We start from the raw sequence: 23,753 nt of genomic DNA, 5'->3' as shown, positions 1-23,753 counted from the left end.
ATTAAATTGAGTTTAAGATTAAATCTTCCAAGCATTATCAGGTTTCCATTCATTTATCCATGCAGGAATATCTTCAGCAGGCATAGGCCGTGCAATACCATAACCTTGGGCTAAATCACAACCTAGCTTCAACAGGGCAGTACCATGTTCTATCGATTCAACTCCTTCTGCAATGACTTCACGTTTGAACGATTTAGCTAAGGTTATCACCCCTTCCACAATAGCCAAATCATCCGCATTGTGTAACATGTCCCGTATAAAGCTTTGGTCGATCTTAATTAATTTTGCGGGTAATCGTCTAAGATAAGTGAGGGATGAATAGCCTGTTCCAAAATCATCTAGGGCAAAATTTACCCCTAGTGCTATACACGCTTGCATGGTTGAGGATACATGATTAACATCATCTAGGGCGCTCGTTTCCAGCACTTCTAGCTCTAAATAACGGGGCTCAACATCTGGGTGGCCAGCTAATAGCGCAGCGAGTCTCTGGGTGAAGTCTTTTTGCTGTAATTGAACCGCAGCAATGTTTACACTGGTGCTAACAGTGAGATTAAGGTTCATTTTTTGCCATTGGCCTATTTGTGTTAATGCACTATCTATAACCCATTCGCCCATTTCGATACTCATAGGATTATTTTCTATGGCGGGTAAGAACTCAATTGGGCTTAATAATCCTCGTTCAGGATGACGCCAGCGAATAAGTGCCTCAACGCCAATCACAGTACCAGTTTTCATATTCACTTTAGGCTGATAATAAAGTATAAATTGATGATTATCTAAGGCGTAACGAATAGCATCAAGGTTTATTTTTTGCAATTTAATCGCATCATCTTGGGCTGTATCAAAGAAATGGTAGCGATTACGCCCTGACTCTTTAGCCGCGTACATGGCATGATCAGCATGACGCATTAGTAAATCAGCATCAGTATTATCTTGTGGGTATAGGGTGACGCCGATACTGGCTGAGACATTGAAAATAATATCACCAATCGTGGCAGGCTCAGAGGCCGCTAATAACAGTCGATCTAATACTGGCTTGCAATCTTCAACTATCGCTAAATCTGTTAATACAGCTACAAATTCATCCCCACCAATGCGGGCTAAGCTATCACTTTCGCGTAATGCATCTTTCATCCGCAAAGATAGTGCAATGAGTAACTCATCACCCACATCATGCCCATAGGCATCATTGACGGCTTTAAAACCATCTAAATCAAGAAATACTACCGCAAGTGACTTCCCATCACGCTTACAATGCAACATAGCTTGACCTAAGCGATCTGCCAGTAATACCCGGTTCGGTAAGTCAGTTAGTAAATCATAGTGGGCAATATGTTCCAATTGGTCTTGATATTGTTTCATTGGGGTAATGTCGTTACCTAAAGCAAGATAATGGGTCGTATTATCGTCTTTATCACGCACGGCACTAATTGTTTTACTTTCAATATAGACTTCACCATTTTTACGTTTGTTCCAAAGTTCTCCTGACCAGTAACCTTCATTTAATATTGCTTTCCACATATCAGTATAAAAACTGGCAGATTGCCGACCAGAGTGAAGAATGCGAGAGTTTTGACCTATTGCTTCTTCACGGCTATAGCCCGTCATCCGTGTAAAAGCCTTATTGACGTCAAGAATAAGTCCATCGGTATCTGTGATGGAGATTGACTCTTTGGCGTATGTAAAGACGCTGGCTGCTAGTTGAAGCTTTTCCTGTGAGATGCGCCTAGCTGTAATATCTTCATAGATACCTACCATGCCGATAACAGCATTATTTTTATCGTGAATGGGTGCTTTAGACTTATTTATCCAAAAAAACTCACCGGTAGGACTGATATAACTTTCTTCGTAGCTCAATTTTGGCACGCCAGAGCTTATGACCTGTTGATCATTTAATTGGTATATAGCCGCTTGTTCGCCCCAGGCCAGTTCACTGTCAAATTTATCTATTATTTCATCAGCGCTTTTCACTCCAGCATTTATCGCAAATTGCGTGTTACAGCCTAAATAACGTGATTGAGAGTCTTTCCAACAGATACTCATTGGAATGGCTTCAATTATGGTACTGAGTAAATTACGCGATTTAGACAGCTCTTCATAAGGCTTTACTATGTTACTGATGAAGAAGCTTTTATAAACCATGCCATAGGCAAGAACTTTATAGATATGCCCTAACAAAGCATTGCTGTCGTTCATTTCGGCATATAGCGTAAAGTAAATTTGGCTCATTGACATTAAGCAGACGGCTATAAATAAATTTACTACATCATAGGACTGTTGCTTACGCATTGAATAAAAAAGTTTAATTGAAACAAGTAAGTAAACAGCGGCTGAAAAATATTCGCTGATAATTTTAAATGAGGTTAACCCTTGACCTTCAACAAAGGTACTTGGGAGCAATGAAGGATAAATTAGGCCAATGGTGATGAGTATGCTGAGCAATAGCAAAACAATAGTCAATATTATCCAGTGCATGATTCGTGTGGCAAGGGTACGCCAAGACAACACGGAAACTACAATTAAACTCAAGGCCGATAGGTAGCGGGCCATTAACCAAAAGTTTATCGTTTTCTCTGGACTACTTGGGGTAATGAGGTCTGGCATTCCAGGAAAAGAGAGTACATGTAATAAATCCAGAACTGCAACACCGAGGAAGGAGCAAGCCAGAATAAGATGATTTCGACTGTTTTTTTTGTTAGGTATATTGGCCCAAAAAATACCAAAAATCATTGCAGAGACTATGATCGACAATAATTCCAAAAAAGTGTGTAGTGGTATGTAATTGGCAATAGTTGCCAATAATGGAATAGGGGCTAATAACCAATTGATTACCAGAATAAGGGCAAAGCAAAGCACTACCCACAAGGCAGACTTTATTGGTCGTTGATAATTCGTATGTATTTTCATCATTCAACCAGTATAGGATCTAGTTTCAATAATTAACAATTAAATAATAGTATTTATTTATCGTTAAATCATACTCTTAATCGCTAATTAAGATCCAATAAGGTGGTTTTTTGCCTTTTAAATTGTGCAATAACCTTTTCGCTCGATAGACCCTCACAATAGGAAAGCAACAAGCCGGTTCTCAGGCTAAATGGTCAAACTAGATCGATTATTGCTGAACACTATAGTGATACTTAAGGAGGGAACAATTGACCTGGTTATTGTTTCATCTAATGAGGTGGACATATTGAGACATTGGATTTAACAGGTATTAAAGCAACTTTGAGTTGCCTTTGATGCTTGGTATCGGTTGCAAGATCTAAGTGAGTGTCGATCAAATTATCATCAAGAGCTCGATCAGATAGGAATAATTATTTTGCTGTTTTTGTCACGTTTCTGTGTGTCTTTTAATCTAGGCTAGTTTCGACGACAAGGACATCATATTACATTCTGATTATCTCTGATAAGGCCTTTAGCTGAAAATTATAGATACCAGGCGAACATTATTTTGAGTATGTCAGACTGACTCACTCTAGCTCATGCTTGATGATTAACTAGCTGGTTTTATATGATTTTATAGATGGGCATGAGTAGTAATGTCCTGACTATAATTCATATGGCAATTTTGTGGGTTAATTCTTGCTAATACTTCGCTGAGATTAATCAGCTAGTAGTATTACCGGATATGGACCGGCCCTTAAACGAAAAAGACCCATGAATTTCTTCATGGGTCTTATCTGAATTGGTGGCCCCTCCCAGACTCGAACTGGGGACCTGACGATTATGAGTCGTATGCTCTAACCAACTGAGCTAAGGGGCCGACTTAAGATAGTCGTCACTATCGAAAGCGGGGGGAATTATACGAAGTTTATTCTTGCTTGTCACCCGTGATCTGCATTGAATTATAATATCTTGTTCTAATTGGTTATCTGTTAATCAATATGACTGATTTGACAGATAAAAAAACCTGCCGAAGCAGGTTTTTTCTAAATTATTTCTGACAATTACTCGTCTAGGAATGACTTTAAGATTTCTGAGCGAGAAGGGTGGCGTAATTTACGTAACGCTTTCGCTTCAATTTGACGAATACGCTCACGCGTTACATCAAACTGCTTGCCCACTTCTTCTAACGTGTGGTCGGTATTCATGTCGATACCAAAACGCATACGCAGTACTTTTGCTTCACGGGCTGTTAAGCCAGCTAACACTTCGTGGGTTGCGTTTTTCAGACTTTCGCTAGTCGCAGAGTCTAAAGGTAATTCGAGGGTAGTATCCTCGATAAAATCACCTAAATGCGAATCTTCATCGTCACCGATTGGGGTTTCCATTGAGATTGGCTCTTTAGCGATTTTCAGTACCTTACGGATCTTATCTTCAGGCATCATCATACGTTCAGCTAATTCTTCAGGAGACGGCTCGCGGCCCATTTCTTGAAGCATTTGACGTGAAATACGGTTTAGCTTGTTGATCGTTTCAATCATGTGTACTGGAATACGAATAGTACGCGCTTGGTCAGCAATTGAACGAGTAATCGCCTGACGGATCCACCAGGTTGCATAAGTTGAGAACTTATAACCACGACGATATTCAAATTTATCAACCGCTTTCATCAAGCCGATATTACCTTCTTGGATCAAGTCCAAGAATTGTAAACCACGGTTGGTATACTTTTTAGCAATAGAGATAACCAGACGTAAGTTAGCCTCAACCATTTCTTTTTTCGCTCGGCGGGCTTTCGCTTCACCGATTGACATACGACGGTTAATATCTTTAATACCAGCAATAGTTAAGTCTGTTTCTTTTTCAATGACGTCAAGTTTATGAACACAACGATTAACATCATCTTCTACCATACGTAAACCTTCTGCGTATGGCTTGCTGCTGCCGACTTCTTTGATAAACCAATCAAGATTGGTTTCTTTACCTGTGAAGGCCTTAACAAAGTTCTTTTTCGGCATCTTAGCTTGTTCAACAACAAGTTTAAGAATTAGACGTTCTTGAATACGTACGCGATCCATCATGGTGCGCATGCTTTTTACTAAGCGATCAAACTGCTTAGGTACTAGGCGGAATTCTTTAAATAGCTCACCGATGACAAAGAGTGAACCAATAGCTTCAGGGTGATCACGCCCTTTTTCAGCAATAATAGCTAGGCTTTTTTCATAAGCTTCGCGTAATTGAGTGAATTTTTCTTTAGCTTCTTCAGGGTCCGGGCCTTTTGGACCTTCTTCTTCATCTTCATCGTCGTCGCTATCGTCATCATCGTCATCATCGTCATCATCACTATCAGGGACTTCAGAACCAATGTTAGTGGCGGTAGGGGCGACATCGTCATCGTCAGGGTTTACAAATCCAGAGATAATATCAGACAAGCGAATTTCGTCAGCTTCATACTGGTCGAATTGCTCTAAGATCATTGCAATAGCTTGTGGGTATTCACTTACAGAGCATTGAACGGTATTAATACCTTCTTCAATACGCTTTGCAATTACAATTTCGCCTTCGCGAGTTAAAAGCTCAACTGTACCCATTTCGCGCATGTACATGCGCACAGGGTCGGTTGTACGGCCTAATTCACTTTCAACTGTGGCTAAAGCGGCCGCGGCTTCTTCCGCTGCATCTTCGTCTGTGTTGTCTTCCGACATCATCATGTCATCGGCGTCCGGTGCTTCTTCAAACACTCGAATACCCATGTCATTTATCATCTGGATAATATCTTCAATCTGATCGGAATCGACCATGTCTGCAGGTAAGTGGTCGTTCACTTCTGCATAGGTTAAATAACCTTGCTCTTTACCTTTAGCGAGCAACAGTTTAAGTTGCGACTGCGGAGTGTGATCCATAGATATCATCCAAGTTTGGGGAACTGAAATAACGACGGGACACTTAGCCTAGCTTAGTGTCGCGCAAATCGTCAATTATAGCTGCGTGGACTCATCTTAGCTAGTCCATGGCGTGGTTTTAACCGCTAAAGTTTGTTTACTTTAGGGTTACTTCTCAACACCTTTCATTATTGAAATCAGCTTACTTAGCTGTACTTTCTCAGCTTTTGTTAAAGTTTGTTTTAGACTAAGTTCCTGATAGCGTTGTTCTATATATTGGTTAGTCAACCATATCAGGGTTTGTTTAAACTCGGTCAGCACATTTTCATCCGCCACTTGATGATCCCATTGGGCCAACTTAATCAGAGTGCTCTTATGCTGATGCTCTCTATGTATTTCAAGTAGTTGTGCGCTATTAAATTGCTGAGTTCGAGTTATTTCAAGCAAATGGTTAAGCAATTCAATGCCAGCCATTTGAATTTTATTTAATGCAGGCTGTGGTGCTAGTCCAAAACCTAAACTGGGTTTTTGTATTAACAAAGCGATGGCTAACCTCAGAGGTGTACCGCGACCTTGTAACCCTTTTGCATTAAGCGGCTGCGGTTTTTTTACCGCAAAGCCTAATTTTTTCTTTAAGTCATCGCTGCTGTTCATGCCCAGTTTATGGGATAAACTTTCCAGCAATAAATTTTGTAATACGCTGTCTTGCACTTTTTCAATCAACGCTAGGGCTTGTTTAGCCAAGGCGCCTTTATCTGTGCCGTGTGCATGACTTAATGTTTCAAATAAAAAGTCAGGTAACTGCATGGCTTGTTGCATTAAAGCTTCAAATGCGTCTTTACCTATTTTTCGCACCATGGTGTCAGGGTCTTCACCTTGTGGTAAAAACATAAATTTTACCAAATCGCCCGGTTTCAATAATGGTAACGCCGTTTCTAATGCTCGCCATGCCGCTTCGCGACCAGCTCTATCACCGTCATAGCAGCATATGACCTCTTTAGCACTACGGACCAAAAGCTGAAATTGTTCAGCTGTGGTTGAGGTGCCGAGTGAGGCGACGGCATAATCAACTTCAAATTGTGCTAGTGCCACTACGTCCATGTAACCTTCAACAATTAATATTTGCTGTGGATCGCGGTGTCGTTGCTTTAATTCGTATAAACCGTAAAGTTCATTACCCTTATGAAATATGGGCGTTTCTGGAGAATTCAAGTATTTAGGGGTACCTTCACCTAAAACTCTTCCACCAAAGCCGATAACTCGGCCACGTCTATCGCGAATGGGGAACATTAACCTGTCGCGAAAACGGTCATATCGTTTACCGCTGTCATTTTCTATTAACATGCCAGCAGTAAGTAGTTTATCCAGTGATGTCTGATTTTGACGGTAGCGGCTTAATAATCCGTCCCAGCCGTCAGGGGCAAAGCCAATGCCGAAGTGTTTAATAACATCTTCAGAAAGCCCTCTAAAATCAAGGTAGTCTAATACTTTTTGTTTGTCTTGATGCTGTCTCAGTTGGCTTTGGTAGAACAAGCTTGCTTCTTCCATTAACTGATATAAATCTCGACTGAGTCCATGATCCTGGCGTTTTGCATTGCCATTTTCCTGTGGAACATCTAATCCGAGTTGACCCGCTAGTTCTTCAATAGCATCAACAAATTCTAAGCGATCATATTCCATTATAAAATCAATTGCATTGCCATGGGCACCGCAACCAAAACAATGGTAAAACTGTTTATCTCTGCTGACAGTAAAAGACGGTGATTTCTCACTATGAAAAGGACAACAAGCTGAATGGTTTTTACCAGCTTTTTTCAATGGTACTTTTCGATCGATCAGATCGACAATATCTGTGCGAGCAATAAGTTCATTGATAAAATCACGGGGGATCGCCATTGATTGCTATATATTCTCGAAGTCACTTTATCAATTGATGTAAACAAACAAGCCGTGCAGGTGCACGGCTTATTCAACATTAACGCCTGATTTACTTCAATTTTGTACGGATTAAAGCACCGATGGCACTCATATCAGCACGGCCTTGAACTTCAGATTTTAATGCTCCCATTACTTTGCCCATATCCGCCATGTTAGTAGCACCTACTTTTACGATAGTTGCGTCGATAATCGCCGCAATTTCCGTTTCAGTTAATGGTGTGGGTAAGAAAGTTTCAATTACTTGAATTTCATCCGCTTCTACTTGTGCAAGCTCTGGGCGATTCGCTGCTTCATATTGAGACATTGAATCACGACGTTGCTTGACCATTTTGGTTAAGATAGCTATCACCTGTTCATCATTCAAGGTTTCGCGGGTATCCACTTCAACTTGTTTGATGGCAGCGAGTGCCATACGAATAGTACCTAAACGCACCTTTTCTTTGGCACGCATAGCATCTTTCATCTGCTCTTTTAGCTGATCGATTAGGCTCATAATGAGATTAATATAAACGTACGCGACGTGCGTTTTCGCGAGAAAGCTTTTTAGCTAGACGTTTAACTGCAGCAGCTTTTGCACGCTTACGAGCAGTAGTTGGCTTCTCGTAGAATTCACGAGCACGCACATCCGCTAAGATACCAGCTTTTTCACAAGAGCGCTTGAAACGACGTAGAGCTACGTCGAATGGTTCGTTTTCACGTACTTTAATAATTGGCATACGCCATCACCCCTTAGGTGTAGTTGAGTTGGATATTAAATGTTTTAGTTTTTTAACTTAAACTTTTAAATAGCCAAAGGCTAATTAAAATGGTGCGGAATTTTACACCGAGGCAAGGGTCTTTGTAAACCCCTTGTTCTGATTGTCTGCACATCATCGGGCCTAATGACAATAACTGGTTGTTTTTGTGATTAGATCGGCGATCAAAAATGATCGGCGCGTATACCACTAAAGACGATACAGATTTTATCTGGAGAAAAATCGCTTCAAGCGCTAGAATTGGCCGCCTTATTTATTGAAAACGAGACATTATGCGCATTATTGGTATTGAAACATCATGTGATGAGACTGGCATCGCGATTTATGATGATCAGCAAGGATTACTTTCTCACGTATTGTATAGCCAAGTAAAGCTTCATGCAGACTATGGTGGCGTTGTCCCCGAATTGGCGTCTCGTGACCATGTGCGTAAAATCGTTCCGTTAATTAAGCAAGCTTTAGCTGAAGCTAACTCGTCTGTTAATGATATTGATGGGGTTGCTTTTACTAAAGGACCAGGCCTAATTGGTGCTTTGTTAGTGGGTGCTTGTGTTGGGCGTTCGCTGGCTTATGCCTGGGATAAACCCGCGGTTGGTGTCCATCATATGGAAGGGCATTTACTTGCTCCTATGCTAGAGGATGATGCTCCCGAGTTTCCGTTTGTGGCTTTGCTGGTGTCGGGGGGACATTCAATGCTGGTGCAGGTTGAAGGAATTGGCCAATACCAAGTGTTGGGTGAGTCTGTTGATGATGCAGCTGGTGAAGCATTTGATAAAACGGCAAAGTTATTAGGTTTGGATTACCCAGGTGGGCCGCGTTTAGCTAAATTAGCCGCTAAAGGGCTCGATGTGGGTTATCGTTTCCCACGTCCAATGACCGATCGCCCCGGGCTTGATTTCAGTTTTTCTGGCCTAAAAACTTTTGCGGCTAATACCATTGCTGCTGAGCCAAGTGATGAACAAACACATGCCAATATCGCTAGAGCATTTGAAGAGGCTGTGGTTGATACGCTGGCTATTAAATGTAAACGTGCATTAAAATTGACCGGTTATCAACGATTAGTCATTGCTGGCGGTGTGAGCGCTAATACGCGCCTAAGGGAGTCATTAGCAAAAATGATGCAGGATATGGGCGGAAAGGTATATTATCCTCGTGGCGAGTTTTGTACTGATAATGGTGCCATGATTGCCTATGCCGGTATGCAGCGCTTAAAGGCCGGCCAAATTGAAGATTTAGCGGTTAAAGGTGTGCCTCGTTGGCCGCTTGATACCTTACCTGCGGTGTAATCTACGGGTAATCTTGTATTGTTTATGTTATCAGAAAAGCTTAGCGTGTTTTAAACCGTTAAGCTTTTTTATTGCTTCTTTTACGGGTGAGCTTACTTTCTTCACCAATACGTAAACGCTCAATATTATCTTTATGTCGAATTAATATCAGTGTTGATAACATTGCCACAGGAAGTACAAAACGCTCGTCTAATAGCCAAGTGTAAACCGGTGCCAGTAAAGCAGCTGCCATGGCCGATACAGATGAATAACGGGTAATAATAACCAATACTATCCATGTCGCGACTAAACACAGAGCAAGATCATGACCAATGGGGGCCATTGCACCAAAGGCTGTAGCAACACCTTTACCGCCTTTAAATTGAAAAAAGATAGGGTAGATATGACCTAAGCATGCTGCTACGGCAATAAAGCCTAGAGAGGCTGCATCTAATCCCATTAGGTAACTTAAATAAGATGGGATAGCGCCTTTAAGCATATCGAAAAATAACACTAATATTGCAGAACTTGCCCCACCAATGCGTAACACATTTGTAGCGCCAGGGTTGCCAGAACCTTGCTCTCTTGGATCAGGTAAACCTCTCATTTTACAAACCAGTATCGCACTCGAGATAGAACCTGCTAAATAAGCGATTATTATCATCAAAATGGTCAAAGCTATGGTGTTCAAATTGGTTTCCTTACTCGTCTTAGGGTATTATCGCGCATAATTTTTTAATGCGCTGTTGCAAATAATTTTGCAAAAATCAAAAACGGTTCCTTGGTATGAATTAAATTCGTTACCTTTGTTTTTGTATTTGCTTATCCTACTGCTTTAAGCGTGCTGGCAAAAGACCAGATGGTGAGAATATCACTGTTTATCTGGAATTAATTTTGAACAAGGTCTCTTAAGGCTATTTTATGGAGCTTCAGATGGATAAAGTGCTTATTAGGCAGTTAAAAATTGATACTGTGATAGGGATTTATGAATGGGAAAAAAGATCCATCAAACCCTATTGATTGATTTAGATATGGCTTGGGACAATCGTTTAGCTGCGGCCAGTGACAATTATCAACACGCCTTGTGTTATGAAACCGTTTCAAATCATTTAACTGCGCTGATCATTGAAAAACCTATTGAGTTAATTGAAACCGTTGCGGAGATGATTGCCCAGTGTTTACTGAGTGAATTTAACGTACCTTGGGTCAAGGTTGTGGTTATGAAGCCTGGCGCAGTGCAACATGCCGATTCTGTTGGTGTTGTTATTGAGCGTGGCAGCATTTAATTTTAGCTCATGACGAGTCACTTTTTAACATAGCGTGGACGAATAAACTTAATGGCGAAGATTTATATCAGTTTAGGAACAAATATTGAACCTGAACAACACCTTAAAGCTGGTCTGTTAGATTTGCAACAGCATTTTGGCCAACTATCTTTATCACGAGTTTATGAAAGTGAGTCTGTGGGTTTTAAAGGGACTAACTTTTTAAATATGGTAGCCAGTGCTGACACTGATATGTCTATTGCAGAGGTTGTGGCTGTGTTTAAGATGATTGAGCAAACCAATGGTCGTATTCGCAGTGAGAAAAAGTTTAGCCCGCGTAGTTTAGACATTGATTTGTTACTCTATGACGACAAAGTGACTGTTCAGCCCGTTGAGTTACCCCGTGGTGAAATTTTATTTAATGCTTTTGTACTTTGGCCGTTGGCGGAGTTAGCACCTAATGTTTTACATCCTACTGTGGGTCTTTCGTATGAAACGCTTTGGCAGCAGTATGACAAACAGCAACAACAGTTATGGCCTGTTAATTTTGTTTTCCCAGCCCAGTTACACCATAAAATTGCTTAAGCCTGAGTCTATGTGCACATGATGGCTATTCAATTACTGCCGTGATTTAAGTGTATGTAAAGTTTTTAAGCGTATGTAAATATTAGCAAAATTAAAAAATGTAATCTAAACAAGGACAAGTATGGAATCGCTACAAGTTATATTTTTAGCTTTAATTCAAGGGTTAACTGAGTTTTTACCTATATCAAGTTCGGGACATTTAATTCTTCCTGCCCAATTATTTGGATGGGAAGATCAAGGTCTCTCTTTTGATGTGGCGGTTAACACAGGTTCACTCTTTGCTGTAATTATTTACTTTCGTCTTGAAATTGTGTCGCTTACACAGGCGTGGACCAAGAGTTTGGTGACAAAGACTCAAACCCAGGAAAGTAAATTATCCTGGTGGATTGTGTTAGCCACAATACCTGCGGTCATAGTGGGTTTTTTAGCAAAAGATTTTATTGAAACACACTTACGCAATACGCTCGTTATTGCGATAACGACCATCTTTTTTGGGCTGTTGTTATGGGTTGCTGATCGCATGTCAAAGGCGCAATTAAATGAATTTCAGATGGGTTGGAAAAAAGCGCTATTAATTGGTATTGCGCAAGCGATGGCATTAATACCTGGTACATCTCGCTCTGGTGCGACGATGACAGCGGCGCTAATGCTAGGGCTGACCCGTGAAGCCGCGGCGCGTTTTTCATTTTTAATGTCGATACCGGTTAGCTGCGGCGCAGCTATTTTAGTCATTAAAGATCTTGCCCAAAGCCCGCTACCAATTGACTATCAAGCACTAACTTTAGGCTTAGTGGTATCATTTGCTGCAGCTTATGTCTGTATTCACTATTTTTTAAAGTATATTAGTCAAATAGGTATGACCCCTTTTGTGATTTACCGACTAATATTAGGTAGCATACTGCTTGGTCTATTGTACCTTTAGTCGATTATGTTAGTGAATAATGAACTAAACGGGTAAATTTACCCGTTTTTTATTGCTAGTTTTTATCTTCCCCATTAAAAGTTTATTTAAAATATGATGACCCTACCTTTAGTTTGCCCGACCTGTTCTCAACCATTGCATCAACATGAAGCTTCTAAAGGCTTTTATTGCGAAGCTAAACATCATTTCGACCGCCTTGAGCAGGGCTACTACCCTTTAGTTAAAGTGAAGGCGAAAACACCGCAATCATCGATTTCACGCCAACAAATGCGCGCGCGTCAATTCTTATTACAAAGTGGGGTTTTTCAGCCCTTAGTCGATGCGTTGCAACAACAGATGTTGGCATTAACAGCAACTGCTGAAAATGGGTTCAATTGGCTTGATTATCAGTGCGGTGATGGGTTTTATTTAACGCAAATACATCAATATTTAATGACACATGGGATAACCCAACCTATGTCAGTTTGGGGCGTGTCAGACGCCGAGAATGCGTTATTTGCAGCGTCAAAAGGTAACACGCCAGCAAGCTTGATTTTCTGCTCTACCAAGGTGCTGCCATTTACCAATCAAAGTATGGACGTGGTGACCTTATTTGATGCACCTATCAAAGGGCAAGAATGCCTTCGGGTGTTAAAAGATGCGGGTCGTATAGTGTTAGTACAGCCCAGTAACCAGCATTTATGGCAAATTAAACAACATGTTTATCCAGATTTAGTCGAGAAGCCATCACAACTTAATATCCCTAAACGTTTGCTCATTGAGTCGCTGCAACAAGTCTCTTTTGAAATTGATGTTACAGGTGATCAAGCGGTTAATTTATTAGATAGCTCGTTGTTTGCTTGGCGGGCTAATGATGAAATTCGCCACCAAATTAAGTCATCACCAATCAGTGGCTTAAAATGTGAGTTTGAAGTAATAGTGCTAAAAAAGATCTAGGGTGCTAATCATGTTTACGGGCTGGCTGTAACGGGACTTTTTCTAAGTGTTTTGCTCTTGATAAAAAGTAAACACTGTTCTGCTAGTTCGCTGTTAAGTGAGGCTTGGTGTTAATGGATATTGTGTTACAAATGACGTAAGAGAAAATAGGGAGAGAGTTAAATAGGTAAAACTACTATTGCTGATAGGGCCTTGTTTAGTATGAGCTGACAATTTCGCCTAAATCTATACCTTATAATATCTAAGTTTTCTAAAGCCTAAGTGTTCTAAAACCTAAATCTTCTAAAGTCTGAATCCTTCTAAAATCTAAGTCCTTCTAAACCGCAGAAACAATTAAGGCTTGAAGTTGGTTCAAACTGTATAACAGTTGAACTACATTCAAGCCCTAATAATCAACCTATGTATATAAGCTAATTCTGTATAGCAATTCTTACTTTTTGTAAGAAGAAGCCATGTTGTCTAAACGGTCATTAGCACGTTTAGCTTCAGCTTGAGCGTCCATAGATGCAGCTTTAGCGCCTTTAACATCAGCAGATAATTTGCTTTGCTCAGACTTTAAAGAACCAACTTCTGCAGATAGTTGATCAACTTTGTTACCTAAGTTTGCAACGCTTTCTTCTAAAGCAGTAGTGTTAGCACAGCCACCTAGTAAAGCAGTCATAGCAACACCAGCAATCATCAGTACTTTCTTGTTCATGGGTAAATCCTTTAAAATATAGGTTGTAGTTTGGGCGCAAAAGCCTATGCCTTTGCAGCGGCGTAATTATGTCACACATTTTATTTTATGCTATAGGCAAAAAGAAAAATGTTCCTCTAAAGTAGCTAAATAAATGAAAAATGCAAGTATTTAGGTGTTTATTAGGTATTTTCGTGCACATTATCGATGTCAATAGTGAAATGTCCTAAAAATGTTGTAATAAAAACAGCTTTATCCTATTTTTGTTATTGTTTTTTATAAGCATTATATGTCGATTCTTCAGGTTTGAGCTTGCTTAAACTCACTGACCACCTCAATCCGCTTAAGTTGTAACTGTTGTTTAATTTCGGCGCCGGTAAATCCTGCAGATATAATCTGTTGTACATCAATATTACTGGCCACTTTAAAGCATGCGGCTAGATAGTGCTGTTGGGGATAATCTGCATGTTCAAAGCCAGTTCTGCCACGCATATCAGCGTAACAGCAAAGCAAAAGCTGCTTTAATCTGTGTGGTTTACGCCAGAAGTCGGCTTTATCGAATACTTTGATAATGGTTTCGGCGCGTAATTCTGCTGCATTGTGAATATTTTGATGCTGGTCGCTGACTAGCATGGCTAAATCACAATGCTCATTTGGCACGCGCAAACGTTGACATAGTCGTTTGATAATAGGCACACCTTTTTGACCATGGCCATGATGTTTGGGTAAGGTTTCTTTTGGGCTAACAGCTTTACCTACATCATGGGTTAATGCCGCAAATCGAACCGCTTTGTCGGTTGTCAGCAAGCTAGCTTGCTCCAGTACCATTAAAGTGTGAATACCTGTATCAATTTCAGGGTGCCACTTCTCTGGTTGTGGGATGCCAAACAAAATATCAATTTCAGGTAAAATAACTTTTAGGGCGCCGCAGTCACGCAATGTTTTGAAAAATATTTCTGGGTTATCGCCACTAAGTACTTTATCTATTTCTTGCCACACGCGCTCAGGCGTTAAATGTGCTAGTTCGCCTGAGTCTGAAATGTGCTGCATTAAGGTTTTGGTTTCTGGGGCAATAGTAAAACCAAGGTGATGAAAGCGCGCTGCAAAACGTGCTACTCGCAATACTCTTAGCGGGTCCTCAATAAACGCATCCGACACATGACGCAGTACTCTGCTCTTAATATCATTCACTCCGCCATAAGGGTCAAACAATTTGCCTGATGTATCTTCTGCAACGGCATTAATGGTTAAATCTCTACGAAGCAAATCCTGTTCTAATGTCACATCGTTAGAAGTATCGCAGCTAAAACCTTGATAACCAGTACCCGTTTTGCGTTCTGTTCTGGCAAGGGCATATTCTTGTTGGGTTTTAGGGTGCAAAAAAACCGGGAAGTCTTTACCGACTTGTTGATAACCTTGTGCCCGCATTTCGTCAATATGACTGCCAACCACCACAAAGTCCTTATCTTTGATGGCAAGGCCAAGTAATTTATCGCGCACAGCGCCACCGACTAAAAAGATCTTCATTTGACATCACTTTTAACTAATTGATGGGTTAAAGCTTACCAGAGTTAGATTTTTGCGGCTAACTTTTGACAAGCTCCCTCGCAAGCATTAACTTGAGCCGTCAGTTTTTGTTAAGGGTGCTAAGTAGTATGTATAAAGCTTTTTATGGATTAAATGATAATCCATTTTCCATTGCTCCTAATCCGCATTACATGTTCTTAAGTGATCGTCATCGAGAGGCTTTGGTTCACTTAACTTACGGCTTAGGCGAAACCGGTGGTTTTGTATTGTTAACAGGTGAGGTAGGTACCGGAAAAACCACGGTATCAAGGTGTTTATTACAACAAATACCTGATAATACCGATACCGCTTTTATTCTTAATCCCTCGTTAACTGAGCAAGAGTTATTAGCGACTTTATGTGATGAACTGGGAATTACCTATGCTGATAATCCGAGTATAAAAAAACTGACTGATTTATTAAGTCAGTATTTATTGAATAATCATAAAAATGGCCGCAATACAGTATTGATTATTGATGAAGCACAGCATTTACGTTCTGAGGTATTAGAGCAGCTCAGATTACTGACTAACCTTGAAACTGATACCAAAAAATTATTACAGGTTATTTTGATTGGCCAGCCTGAATTACAACAATTACTGAAACGCCAAGACTTACGCCAACTGGCACAGCGGATCACCGCGCGCTACCATCTTTTGCCCTTAGATGGGGCTGAGTTAGCTCTTTATATTCAGCATCGTTTACAAGTGGCTGGACGACATGAGCCTTTGTTTACCGCTAAATCTATCCGAAGATTACATCACTATAGTGGTGGTATTCCACGCTTAACTAACCTGTTGTGTGAAAGGGCATTAATGGCGGGTTACGGCCAATCAAAAGTGCCGATTGATCATAAAATGGTTGATCAAGCCGCTAAGGAAGTTTTAGGTGATATAGAAGAAAGTCATAATAAGCTTTGGTATGGTGTAATTGCAGCAGCTGCATTAGTGTCTTTTGCGGGGGCTTTTTATCTATTTAATCAAAGTAGTCAAGATATAAGTGTTGCCTCAGAGGTGACAACCTCAGCGGTTAATACGCCCGCACTTCAAAACCAAGCTCAGCAGGCATTGGCTGAATTACCGACTTCAGAGACTGCACAAGTATCGCCTCCAGTTGTGCCAACCAATACAGGTGCATTGAATGCAGAACAACGGGTGATGCAGCAAGCTATGATGCAAAGCCAAAATATTGATGTGGCATTTGCGGCATTATTTGGTTTATGGGGTATGCAGCCTATCAGTGAATTATCGCCGTGCCAGGCTGCGCTGCAACAAGGATTAACGTGTTACCAGCAACAAGGTAATTGGAATAGCATTATGCGTCTTAATTACCCTGCGGTCGTTTATTTGCAAGATTCAAAAATCACGCCTTTTTATGGCGTGATTGTTGAGCGCCAATATGAGCAAATTTTACTGCAATTGGGCGAGCAACAGTTTTGGGTTGGTAAGGATTGGTTTGATCGCCACTTTAGTGGCACGTTTGAAATACTGTGGCAGTCGGAGCAAGCGATGCCAAGAGAAATAGGTCAAAGCTCACCCATAGCGCAAGTGCAGTGGTTAGAAAATAGCTTGGCGATGATTGAACAGCGCCCTGCACGTTTAATCAATCAGTTTGATAGTCAGCTTGAGCAGCACATAATGTCGTTTCAACGTTTGCATGGTTTAAAGTCCGATGGCATAGCAGGTAGTCAAACATTAGTCCAAATCAACTTATATTTAAGCCAAACTGGACCAAGATTGACCGCGGCGGAGCGCCGATAATGTCAATACTATTAGATGCTGTTAGCAAGCAAAAACAACAATCAACGGGTGTGCATGACGCTATAATGACGCCGCGTCCGGTTTTGCCATCGGTTAAACCCAAGCGACCAATGATTATGAAGTTAACTCTGCTTGGCGTTGCAGTGTCGGCGGCCATTATGGGGGCTTGGGCTTTAGATACTTTGTTGGATGCATCTCATAAGCGGCCTCAAATAGTTAGCGAGAACACTCAACAAGCTGCTATCCTGCCTGCTACTGCGCAACAAAAATCCGCTCCGCAAGTTGTTGTTTCACAAGCTTTGGAAGTGATGCCCGAGGCCAATGTTAGTGAAGAGTTTAGTTTAGCGGGTAAGGTCGCATTACCTATGGCTAAGCCTCTATTGGCAGCTGTAGCAATTGAAGACTCGCAACCTAGCTTGATGTATCAAGCATCAACTAACTCATTTAATGATAGCTCCCAGCAAGGGACTAATATGGATGATAAGCAGTTGTCGTTAACTCAATTACAACAACTGAGTCAGCAGTACGATCAACAATTACAGCAGGCTTATCAGCAGTCTAATGTGATTCAAAACAATGATATTGAAGAGATTGAGCCAATTATTTTAGGGGCTAATGCTAATCAGCGCGGATTAAAAGAATTAGAAGCGTTGAAGTTACAAGTTAATATGGCTGCCAATGAAGTGGATTTTAAATCTGTGCGTCAATCTGAGAGTAATCGCGATGCCAGCCGTGATAGTAACCTAGCAAGTGCTTTTGCAGCGGCATTGAAAGATGTTGAATATGAGCAATCAGCTAATAAGGATGTCACTGAAGCCAAGTTAGATCCAATTCCTCACACAAAGCCACAAGGTATTCCGAAATACGGGGATCTGCCTGCCAGTGTGCAGCTTAGCGTGCCTGAATTTAATATTGTTGCTCATGTGTATTCAAGCGACCCCAATAATCGCTGGCTAAATGTTGATGGTAAAGAGTTACAACAGGGCGATATGATCCAGGGTAAATTAACTATTATAGAAATTCGCCCAAGGGATATTATTTTAGAGATTAATGGCCAAGAGTTTAAAGTGCCGGCGATATAGGTATTAATGTGATAAGAAAAAAGGCGCTATTAGCGCCTTTTTGATCTTAACTCAGCTGATTTTACTGAAGCATAGCTGAGTTATTTATGTTGTGATTAGCCATGTAGATGATTAGCTAAAAATAACGTCAGTGAATATCCGACGCAATAACACAGTAATAATGCGGGAACGTATTTTAAGTAGCTGACAAAAGTCAGTTCTTGTACCTTACTCATCGCAATGATACCCGCCGCTGAACCTATTACTAATAACGACCCACCCACGCCCACAGAGTAAGTTAGTCCTAGCCACTGTGAGGTTGTTAATACAGGATCCGCTTTTAGTAAAGCAGCCGTTAGCGGCACGTTATCTAGCACTGCTGAACCTACGCCAGCAAAAAAGTTAGAAATACTTGGGTCATACATTGAATAGACTTCAGTCAATAATTGCAATGTACCAATTTCTTTAAGCATACCGACCAGTAATAAAATACCAAGGAAGAATAACAGAGTATCGAATTCGACCTGACGAATGTATTCTAAAATCTGTACTTCTTCATCTTTAGATTTACTGCTGCGGCCCACTAAAAACATCACAGATAAACCGGCTAAGAAAGTCAGTACCGGCGGAATGCCAAATAGCACGTTCAACACCATAGTTAACACAATTGTGGTTAAAAAGATTAACCCTATGATAATGTCAATGGTTTGGTATGTTTGTGCGACGGGTGTGGTGCTAACAGAGCCTTCTGCTTTTAAAGAGAATAATACCGCCAAGAGCAATACGCTTACAGAAGCAGGAATTAACAGCACTAGCAGCTCTGAAATATGCACTTTACCGGCGAGGAAAATCATCAAGGTAGTTACATCGCCCGTAATAAGTGCCACACCACCCGAGTTAACTGCAAAAATAATTAACACGGCCATACGACGACGCATTTGGCTGTCTAAGTTAAAGGTTGTTAATAAGCCTAATGACACTAAGGTCGCGGTGACGTTGTCACAAAATGTTGAGAGTATGAGTGAGAAAAAACCCACTTGTACCATTAGCACTCGAACAGAAACCTGCTGCGGGAATATTTTTTGCACTACCATTTGGATCATGCCTTTGGCATTCAGATAGGCCACAAAAGTCATTGTTGACATTAAAAAGAGCCATAAGGTGGCAATTTCTAATATGTTTTCATTTAATTCTGTTGAGATAATAGCTGTTTTCTCAGGGGTCTGAGCTGCAATAAATAAGGTTATCCAGGAAATACAGCCTAAAAACAAGGTTGTCTTGGCTTTATTGATATGGGTAACTTCTTCAAGCACGATACTTAACAATGCAAGTACCGCAAGTGAGATAAGAAATGTGTGTAGCATGACTGCAATTCCAACTTTTGTGTTGTAGGTAATCAACATCATTACCGTGAATTTTTGCTAACCTAACTCAACCCCATTTTAAGGTTAAATTAAGCTTCCCGTATGGCGGGGCGATCAAATCACACAACAGCGGATTTCGCAACTGAGATCACAGTTATTTTGTTAATAATCGACCAAAGTAGTGGATAAAAAATGATTACAGAGAAGATAAGTAGGAATTTGTTAATACAAATAAAAATAGGATAAACAACTGAGTTATTTATCCTATTTTTGTTATCAACAGTTTGTCTAAGCTAAAATAGACTTAAACGATAAGGCCGATTTATTTCATTGCCGCAAAAATACGGTCAACGGCGGCTAGAGTATATTCAATTTCAGCATCACCATGGGCCATTGACATGAAGCCTGCTTCATAAGCACTTGGCGCCAAATAAATACCTTCATCTAACATAGCATGATAAAAATGACGGAAGTGCTCCATGTTGCATTTTGTCACTTGGGCAAATGAGGTCATTGGCGTTTTATCTTCAGTGAAGAAGAAACCAAACATGCCGCCCACATAAGTAATATTTAATGGAATACCATGCTTGTCTGCAGCAGCTTTGAAGCCCTCTGCCACGCGTTTAGTTTTATCTGCAAGCGCTTGGTATAAACCGGGCTCACATAATGCATCCATTTGGGCTAAACCTGCTGACATTGCAATAGGGTTACCAGACAAGGTACCAGCTTGATAGACAGGGCCGGTTGGAGCAATGAACTGCATGATATCTTTACGGCCACCAAATGCGCCTACAGGCATGCCGCCGCCAATGACTTTACCTAGTGTGGTTAAGTCTGGCGTTACGCCGTAATGACCCTGTGCACCGCTCATAGAGACGCGGAAACCTGTCATGACTTCATCAATAATAAGTAACGCACCAAATTCATCACAAATTGTACGTAAACCTTGTAAAAATCCTTCCACTGGTGGAATACAGTTCATGTTGCCGGCAACAGGCTCAAGGATGATACAAGCGATACTTTCAGGATTCTGTTCAAATATAGCGCGCACAGAATCAAGGTCGTTATAGGTTGCAGTTAAGGTGTGTTTAGCAAAATCTTCTGGAATACCAGGAGAACTTGGTTGTCCTAACGTTAATGCACCAGAACCAGCTTTTACTAATAAGCAGTCAGCATGACCGTGGTAACAGCCTTCAAATTTTAAAATGTTGTCACGGTTAGTAAAACCACGGGCTAAACGAATTGCACTCATGGTGGCTTCAGTACCAGAACTGACCATACGAACTTGTTCTATTGATGGCACCATTGAAATGACTTTTTCAGCCATTTTAACTTCAAGCTCTGTTGGTGCACCAAAAGATAAACCATTTTCAACAGCATCGAGTACCGCTTGGCGAATTTTAGGATGATTATGGCCTAAAATCATCGGTCCCCATGACCCGACATAATCGATATATTTTTTACCATCGGCATCATAGATATAAGCACCGTCGGCTTTTTCGATAAATAATGGTGAACCACCAACGCCGTTGAATGCGCGAACTGGCGAATTTACGCCGCCTGGAATGGTTTTTTTAGCCTGTTCAAATAGTGTTTCGGAACGGGTCATCTTTAATCCTTAATTTATTGCCGCTGATTAACGATCAGCTTTACGTGAATACCAGTTAACTGGACACTCATATTTTTCGAGTTGATTTTCAACACCCAAGGTTAGTGCAAACAATGCCATGCGGATCAACAGGCCATTATCGGCTTGACGAAAAATAGCCAAACTAGGATGACTATTTAAATCATTGTCGAGTTCATTTGCCTGTTCACGAGAGTCGCGTGGCAAAGGATGCATGATCACTGTGTTTGACTTGCAATGTTGGGTGTAAATATTGTGATTTAAACGGAATTTACCCCGATACTTGTTGGCTTCTTCCTGTGAAGGGAAGCGCTCTTCTTGAATTCGGGTTAAATAAAGAATATCCGCCTGATGTAAATTACCTTCAAGTTGTTCGGTTATTTTGATCTTATGGCCAGCATTTTCAATGTCAGTGATCACATAATCAGGCATTGCTAATTCAGTGGGTGAAATTAATGTGAACTGAATGTTCTTATACATGCAAAGCAAACGTGATAACGAATGCACTGTACGGCCGTATTTTAAATCACCGACCATAGCTATATGCATACCATCAATGCCCATGCCTGAATGGCTGAGTTCTTTTTTAATGGTAAATAAATCCAGTAATGCCTGTGTCGGGTGCTCATTTGGACCGTCACCCCCGTTAATCACCGGTACTCGACTGCCTTCAGCAAACTCTTTTACTGAGTAGGCATCTGGGTGGCGCATGGCGATCACATCAGAATAGGTCGATAACACGCGAGCCGTGTCATACAAGGATTCACCTTTAGATAGTGAGGAAGACGCCATTCCTGTTGTTTCACGTACATGTCCGCCTAGTAAGTTAAACGCACAACCAAAGCTGACACGGGTTCGAGTACTGGGTTCAAAAAATAAGTTACCCAGAATCGCGCCTTCTAATACTTTGGTGCGTTTTTCACGCAAAGCATAGGGGGTCATTTTATTAGCAACATCAAAAATAGTGGCAATTGAATCCAGATTTAACTGGTTTACGGAAAGGATATGCGAACCTTCGAACTGAGTCATCAGCCTAATTTCCAATGTTTAGGGGGTAAATCACTGACTTTTGGAAGCAGTTAATCTACCCAAGTTATGTAGGGGGGCTGAGACGAAATTGTAGCAGACTATTTTGTACAGATAAACTAGCTTACGGATTACCTGTCATCAAATGGATGGGATCATCGTCAGATAAATAAGCCTCATCTACTTGTTCTAATTGGTTGTAGCTAATCATGTTGCGCAGACCGTCAATATAAGCCTGACCACGTTCAGAATACTTATCTAATGTACCAGCAAGTTCAAGACCGGTAATCGGTTGATTGTTTTGCCGAAATTTAGCGCGTAAATTACGCAGTTCTTGATAGGCATCATGGGTGTTGATATTGATTAAATAACCTATAACGGATTCAAGTGGCGAATCAAAACGCGCGATACCGTAATTACCTAATTCTGTGCGTTGCTGTTTAGGCATCATACCGTTACCGCTAAAGTCCCATTGGCCAAAAAAAGCGTTACCTTCAACAGTAAAACGTGAGGTTGCCCAGCCACTTTCTTCCGCTGCCTGTGCTAAGACTAACGAAGGCGGCACAATATCAACTCTATTAAGTAGAGTCGCTTTTTGTTCATCGGTTAGAGTTGTCTTGCTCTCTAATGCGGTTGAGTCGATGACTTTATATTTTTGAGCTAACTTCAATACTGTGTCGTCATCGTTAGCGCTAATTTCAATATATCGCCGTTCTAGCAACATTTTTTCATTACTGAGTAAAATGAGGGGTGCCATTAGGCGGAAGAAAATCATTTTCTTTTCATCAACCGGAATGTTATGGGCGTTTTGCTGCCATTTTTCAGTGACGGTTTCAAAGGTCAAACGAGGAACTTCGCGATTACCTTGCTGCCAACTTTTTGAGTTATAGTTAATTGAATCAAATAGATTTTTGATATTGTCTAGAGAATATACCAGCACTTTTTTAGGTTTTTTTGTGGGGCGATTATCTGAGATTAACGCAAAACTATTTTGCAGTTGATCGGGTAAGTTATCAGTAAACTCAGTTAAAGGTGCAACCTGAATATCCAATGAGGAAGTTTGATCATTATTGCTAGTTTCGATTTCTGTCGCCACGGTTGCTATATGCTTAGCTGACTCGTGTGTATCGTTTTTTGAAGTGGTATTTTTTGCTGATATTATGGCGACATAAATTGCTATAAATAGGGCCAATAAGCACACAAATGCCCATGCTCTTTTGCTTATTATCTTCATATATT

The 23,753-nt window shown here is 40.8% G+C and carries 18 protein-coding genes, 1 tRNA gene and 1 pseudogene; 7 read left to right on the top strand and 13 right to left on the bottom strand.

Features of this window, described 5'->3' with window-relative positions:
* Positions 1-18: 18 nt before the first annotated feature.
* From ACRWQM_RS13420 to rpsU, 6 genes are all read right to left on the bottom strand, one after another.
* Positions 19-2,907: a bifunctional diguanylate cyclase/phosphodiesterase gene (locus tag ACRWQM_RS13420; RefSeq protein WP_434930298.1), complete on the bottom strand. Its 2,889-nt coding sequence runs from the start codon at positions 2,905-2,907 to the stop codon at positions 19-21.
* A 782-nt stretch (positions 2,908-3,689) separates the two neighbouring features.
* A tRNA-Ile gene (locus tag ACRWQM_RS13415) sits at positions 3,690-3,766 on the bottom strand.
* A 184-nt stretch (positions 3,767-3,950) separates the two neighbouring features.
* The gene (gene rpoD, locus ACRWQM_RS13410) at positions 3,951-5,789 is read right to left on the bottom strand and encodes an RNA polymerase sigma factor RpoD (RefSeq protein WP_434928530.1); all 1,839 of its coding nucleotides are present in this window, start codon (positions 5,787-5,789) and stop codon (positions 3,951-3,953) included.
* A 147-nt stretch (positions 5,790-5,936) separates the two neighbouring features.
* Positions 5,937-7,664 carry a DNA primase gene (gene dnaG / locus ACRWQM_RS13405; protein ID WP_434928531.1) on the bottom strand — a complete coding sequence of 576 codons (1,728 nt, stop codon included), beginning with the start codon at positions 7,662-7,664 and terminating at the stop codon, positions 5,937-5,939.
* Positions 7,665-7,755: 91 nt separating this feature from the next.
* Positions 7,756-8,199 carry a GatB/YqeY domain-containing protein gene (locus tag ACRWQM_RS13400; protein ID WP_226410753.1) on the bottom strand — a complete coding sequence of 148 codons (444 nt, stop codon included), beginning with the start codon at positions 8,197-8,199 and terminating at the stop codon, positions 7,756-7,758.
* A gap of 7 nt (positions 8,200-8,206) precedes the next feature.
* Positions 8,207-8,422, bottom strand: coding sequence for a 30S ribosomal protein S21 (gene rpsU, locus ACRWQM_RS13395; RefSeq protein ID WP_006080725.1), 216 nt, complete (start codon positions 8,420-8,422; stop codon positions 8,207-8,209).
* A 311-nt stretch (positions 8,423-8,733) separates the two neighbouring features.
* Between rpsU and tsaD the strand changes: the two genes are divergently transcribed.
* Positions 8,734-9,747, top strand: a complete 1,014-nt coding sequence (gene tsaD, locus ACRWQM_RS13390) for a tRNA (adenosine(37)-N6)-threonylcarbamoyltransferase complex transferase subunit TsaD (RefSeq protein ID WP_434928532.1) — start codon at positions 8,734-8,736, stop codon at positions 9,745-9,747.
* A gap of 58 nt (positions 9,748-9,805) precedes the next feature.
* Here tsaD and plsY read toward each other — a convergent pair whose 3' ends face one another.
* Positions 9,806-10,417 (bottom strand): glycerol-3-phosphate 1-O-acyltransferase PlsY, encoded by a 612-nt coding sequence (plsY, locus tag ACRWQM_RS13385; RefSeq protein ID WP_226410751.1) that lies wholly within the window; start codon positions 10,415-10,417, stop codon positions 9,806-9,808.
* A gap of 242 nt (positions 10,418-10,659) precedes the next feature.
* Here plsY and folB point away from each other — a divergent pair.
* From folB to ACRWQM_RS13365, 4 genes and pseudogenes are all read left to right on the top strand, one after another.
* Positions 10,660-11,012, top strand: a pseudogene (gene folB / locus ACRWQM_RS13380) (dihydroneopterin aldolase).
* A 51-nt stretch (positions 11,013-11,063) separates the two neighbouring features.
* Positions 11,064-11,576, top strand: coding sequence for a 2-amino-4-hydroxy-6-hydroxymethyldihydropteridine diphosphokinase (folK, locus tag ACRWQM_RS13375; RefSeq protein ID WP_434928533.1), 513 nt, complete (start codon positions 11,064-11,066; stop codon positions 11,574-11,576).
* Positions 11,577-11,697: 121 nt separating this feature from the next.
* Positions 11,698-12,498: an undecaprenyl-diphosphate phosphatase gene (locus ACRWQM_RS13370; RefSeq protein ID WP_226410748.1), complete on the top strand. Its 801-nt coding sequence runs from the start codon at positions 11,698-11,700 to the stop codon at positions 12,496-12,498.
* Between the two features lie 93 nt (positions 12,499-12,591).
* Positions 12,592-13,434 carry a putative RNA methyltransferase gene (locus ACRWQM_RS13365; protein ID WP_434928534.1) on the top strand — a complete coding sequence of 281 codons (843 nt, stop codon included), beginning with the start codon at positions 12,592-12,594 and terminating at the stop codon, positions 13,432-13,434.
* 430 nt (positions 13,435-13,864) lie between these two features.
* Here ACRWQM_RS13365 and ACRWQM_RS13360 read toward each other — a convergent pair whose 3' ends face one another.
* The gene (locus ACRWQM_RS13360; protein ID WP_124017059.1) at positions 13,865-14,131 is read right to left on the bottom strand and encodes an Lpp/OprI family alanine-zipper lipoprotein; all 267 of its coding nucleotides are present in this window, start codon (positions 14,129-14,131) and stop codon (positions 13,865-13,867) included.
* 279 nt (positions 14,132-14,410) lie between these two features.
* Entirely contained in the window at positions 14,411-15,637 is a 1,227-nt protein-coding gene (locus tag ACRWQM_RS13355) for a multifunctional CCA addition/repair protein (RefSeq protein ID WP_434930297.1), read from the bottom strand.
* A 128-nt stretch (positions 15,638-15,765) separates the two neighbouring features.
* Here ACRWQM_RS13355 and ACRWQM_RS13350 point away from each other — a divergent pair, with 128 nt between their 5' ends.
* Together ACRWQM_RS13350 and ACRWQM_RS13345 are read left to right on the top strand one after the other, a co-directional pair.
* A complete protein-coding gene (locus ACRWQM_RS13350) occupies positions 15,766-17,436 on the top strand; it encodes an AAA family ATPase (protein WP_434930296.1) in 1,671 nt (556 codons plus the stop codon).
* Positions 17,436-18,518, top strand: coding sequence for a general secretion pathway protein GspB (locus ACRWQM_RS13345; protein WP_434930295.1), 1,083 nt, complete (start codon positions 17,436-17,438; stop codon positions 18,516-18,518). The genes ACRWQM_RS13350 and ACRWQM_RS13345 overlap by 1 nt, the downstream gene beginning before the upstream one ends.
* A 95-nt stretch (positions 18,519-18,613) precedes the next feature.
* Here ACRWQM_RS13345 and nhaD read toward each other — a convergent pair whose 3' ends face one another.
* From nhaD to ACRWQM_RS13325, 4 genes are all read right to left on the bottom strand, one after another.
* Entirely contained in the window at positions 18,614-19,861 is a 1,248-nt protein-coding gene (nhaD, locus tag ACRWQM_RS13340) for a sodium:proton antiporter NhaD (RefSeq protein WP_434928538.1), read from the bottom strand.
* Positions 19,862-20,183: 322 nt separating this feature from the next.
* Positions 20,184-21,470: a glutamate-1-semialdehyde 2,1-aminomutase gene (hemL, locus tag ACRWQM_RS13335; protein WP_434928539.1), complete on the bottom strand. Its 1,287-nt coding sequence runs from the start codon at positions 21,468-21,470 to the stop codon at positions 20,184-20,186.
* Positions 21,471-21,497: 27 nt separating this feature from the next.
* On the bottom strand, positions 21,498-22,517 hold the full coding sequence (locus ACRWQM_RS13330) for an aspartate carbamoyltransferase (protein WP_226410741.1): 1,020 nt from the start codon (positions 22,515-22,517) through the stop codon (positions 21,498-21,500).
* Between the two features lie 121 nt (positions 22,518-22,638).
* A complete protein-coding gene (locus ACRWQM_RS13325) occupies positions 22,639-23,748 on the bottom strand; it encodes a glucosaminidase domain-containing protein (RefSeq protein WP_434930294.1) in 1,110 nt (369 codons plus the stop codon).
* Between the last annotated feature and the right edge of the window lie 5 nt (positions 23,749-23,753).

Origin of the sequence: Shewanella sp. HL-SH5, assembly GCF_051163755.1 — a bacterium.
GTDB lineage: Bacteria > Pseudomonadota > Gammaproteobacteria > Enterobacterales > Shewanellaceae > Shewanella > Shewanella glacialimarina.
Note: the sequence above shows the minus strand (reverse complement) of the source record. Positions and strands in the feature narration are given on the sequence as shown.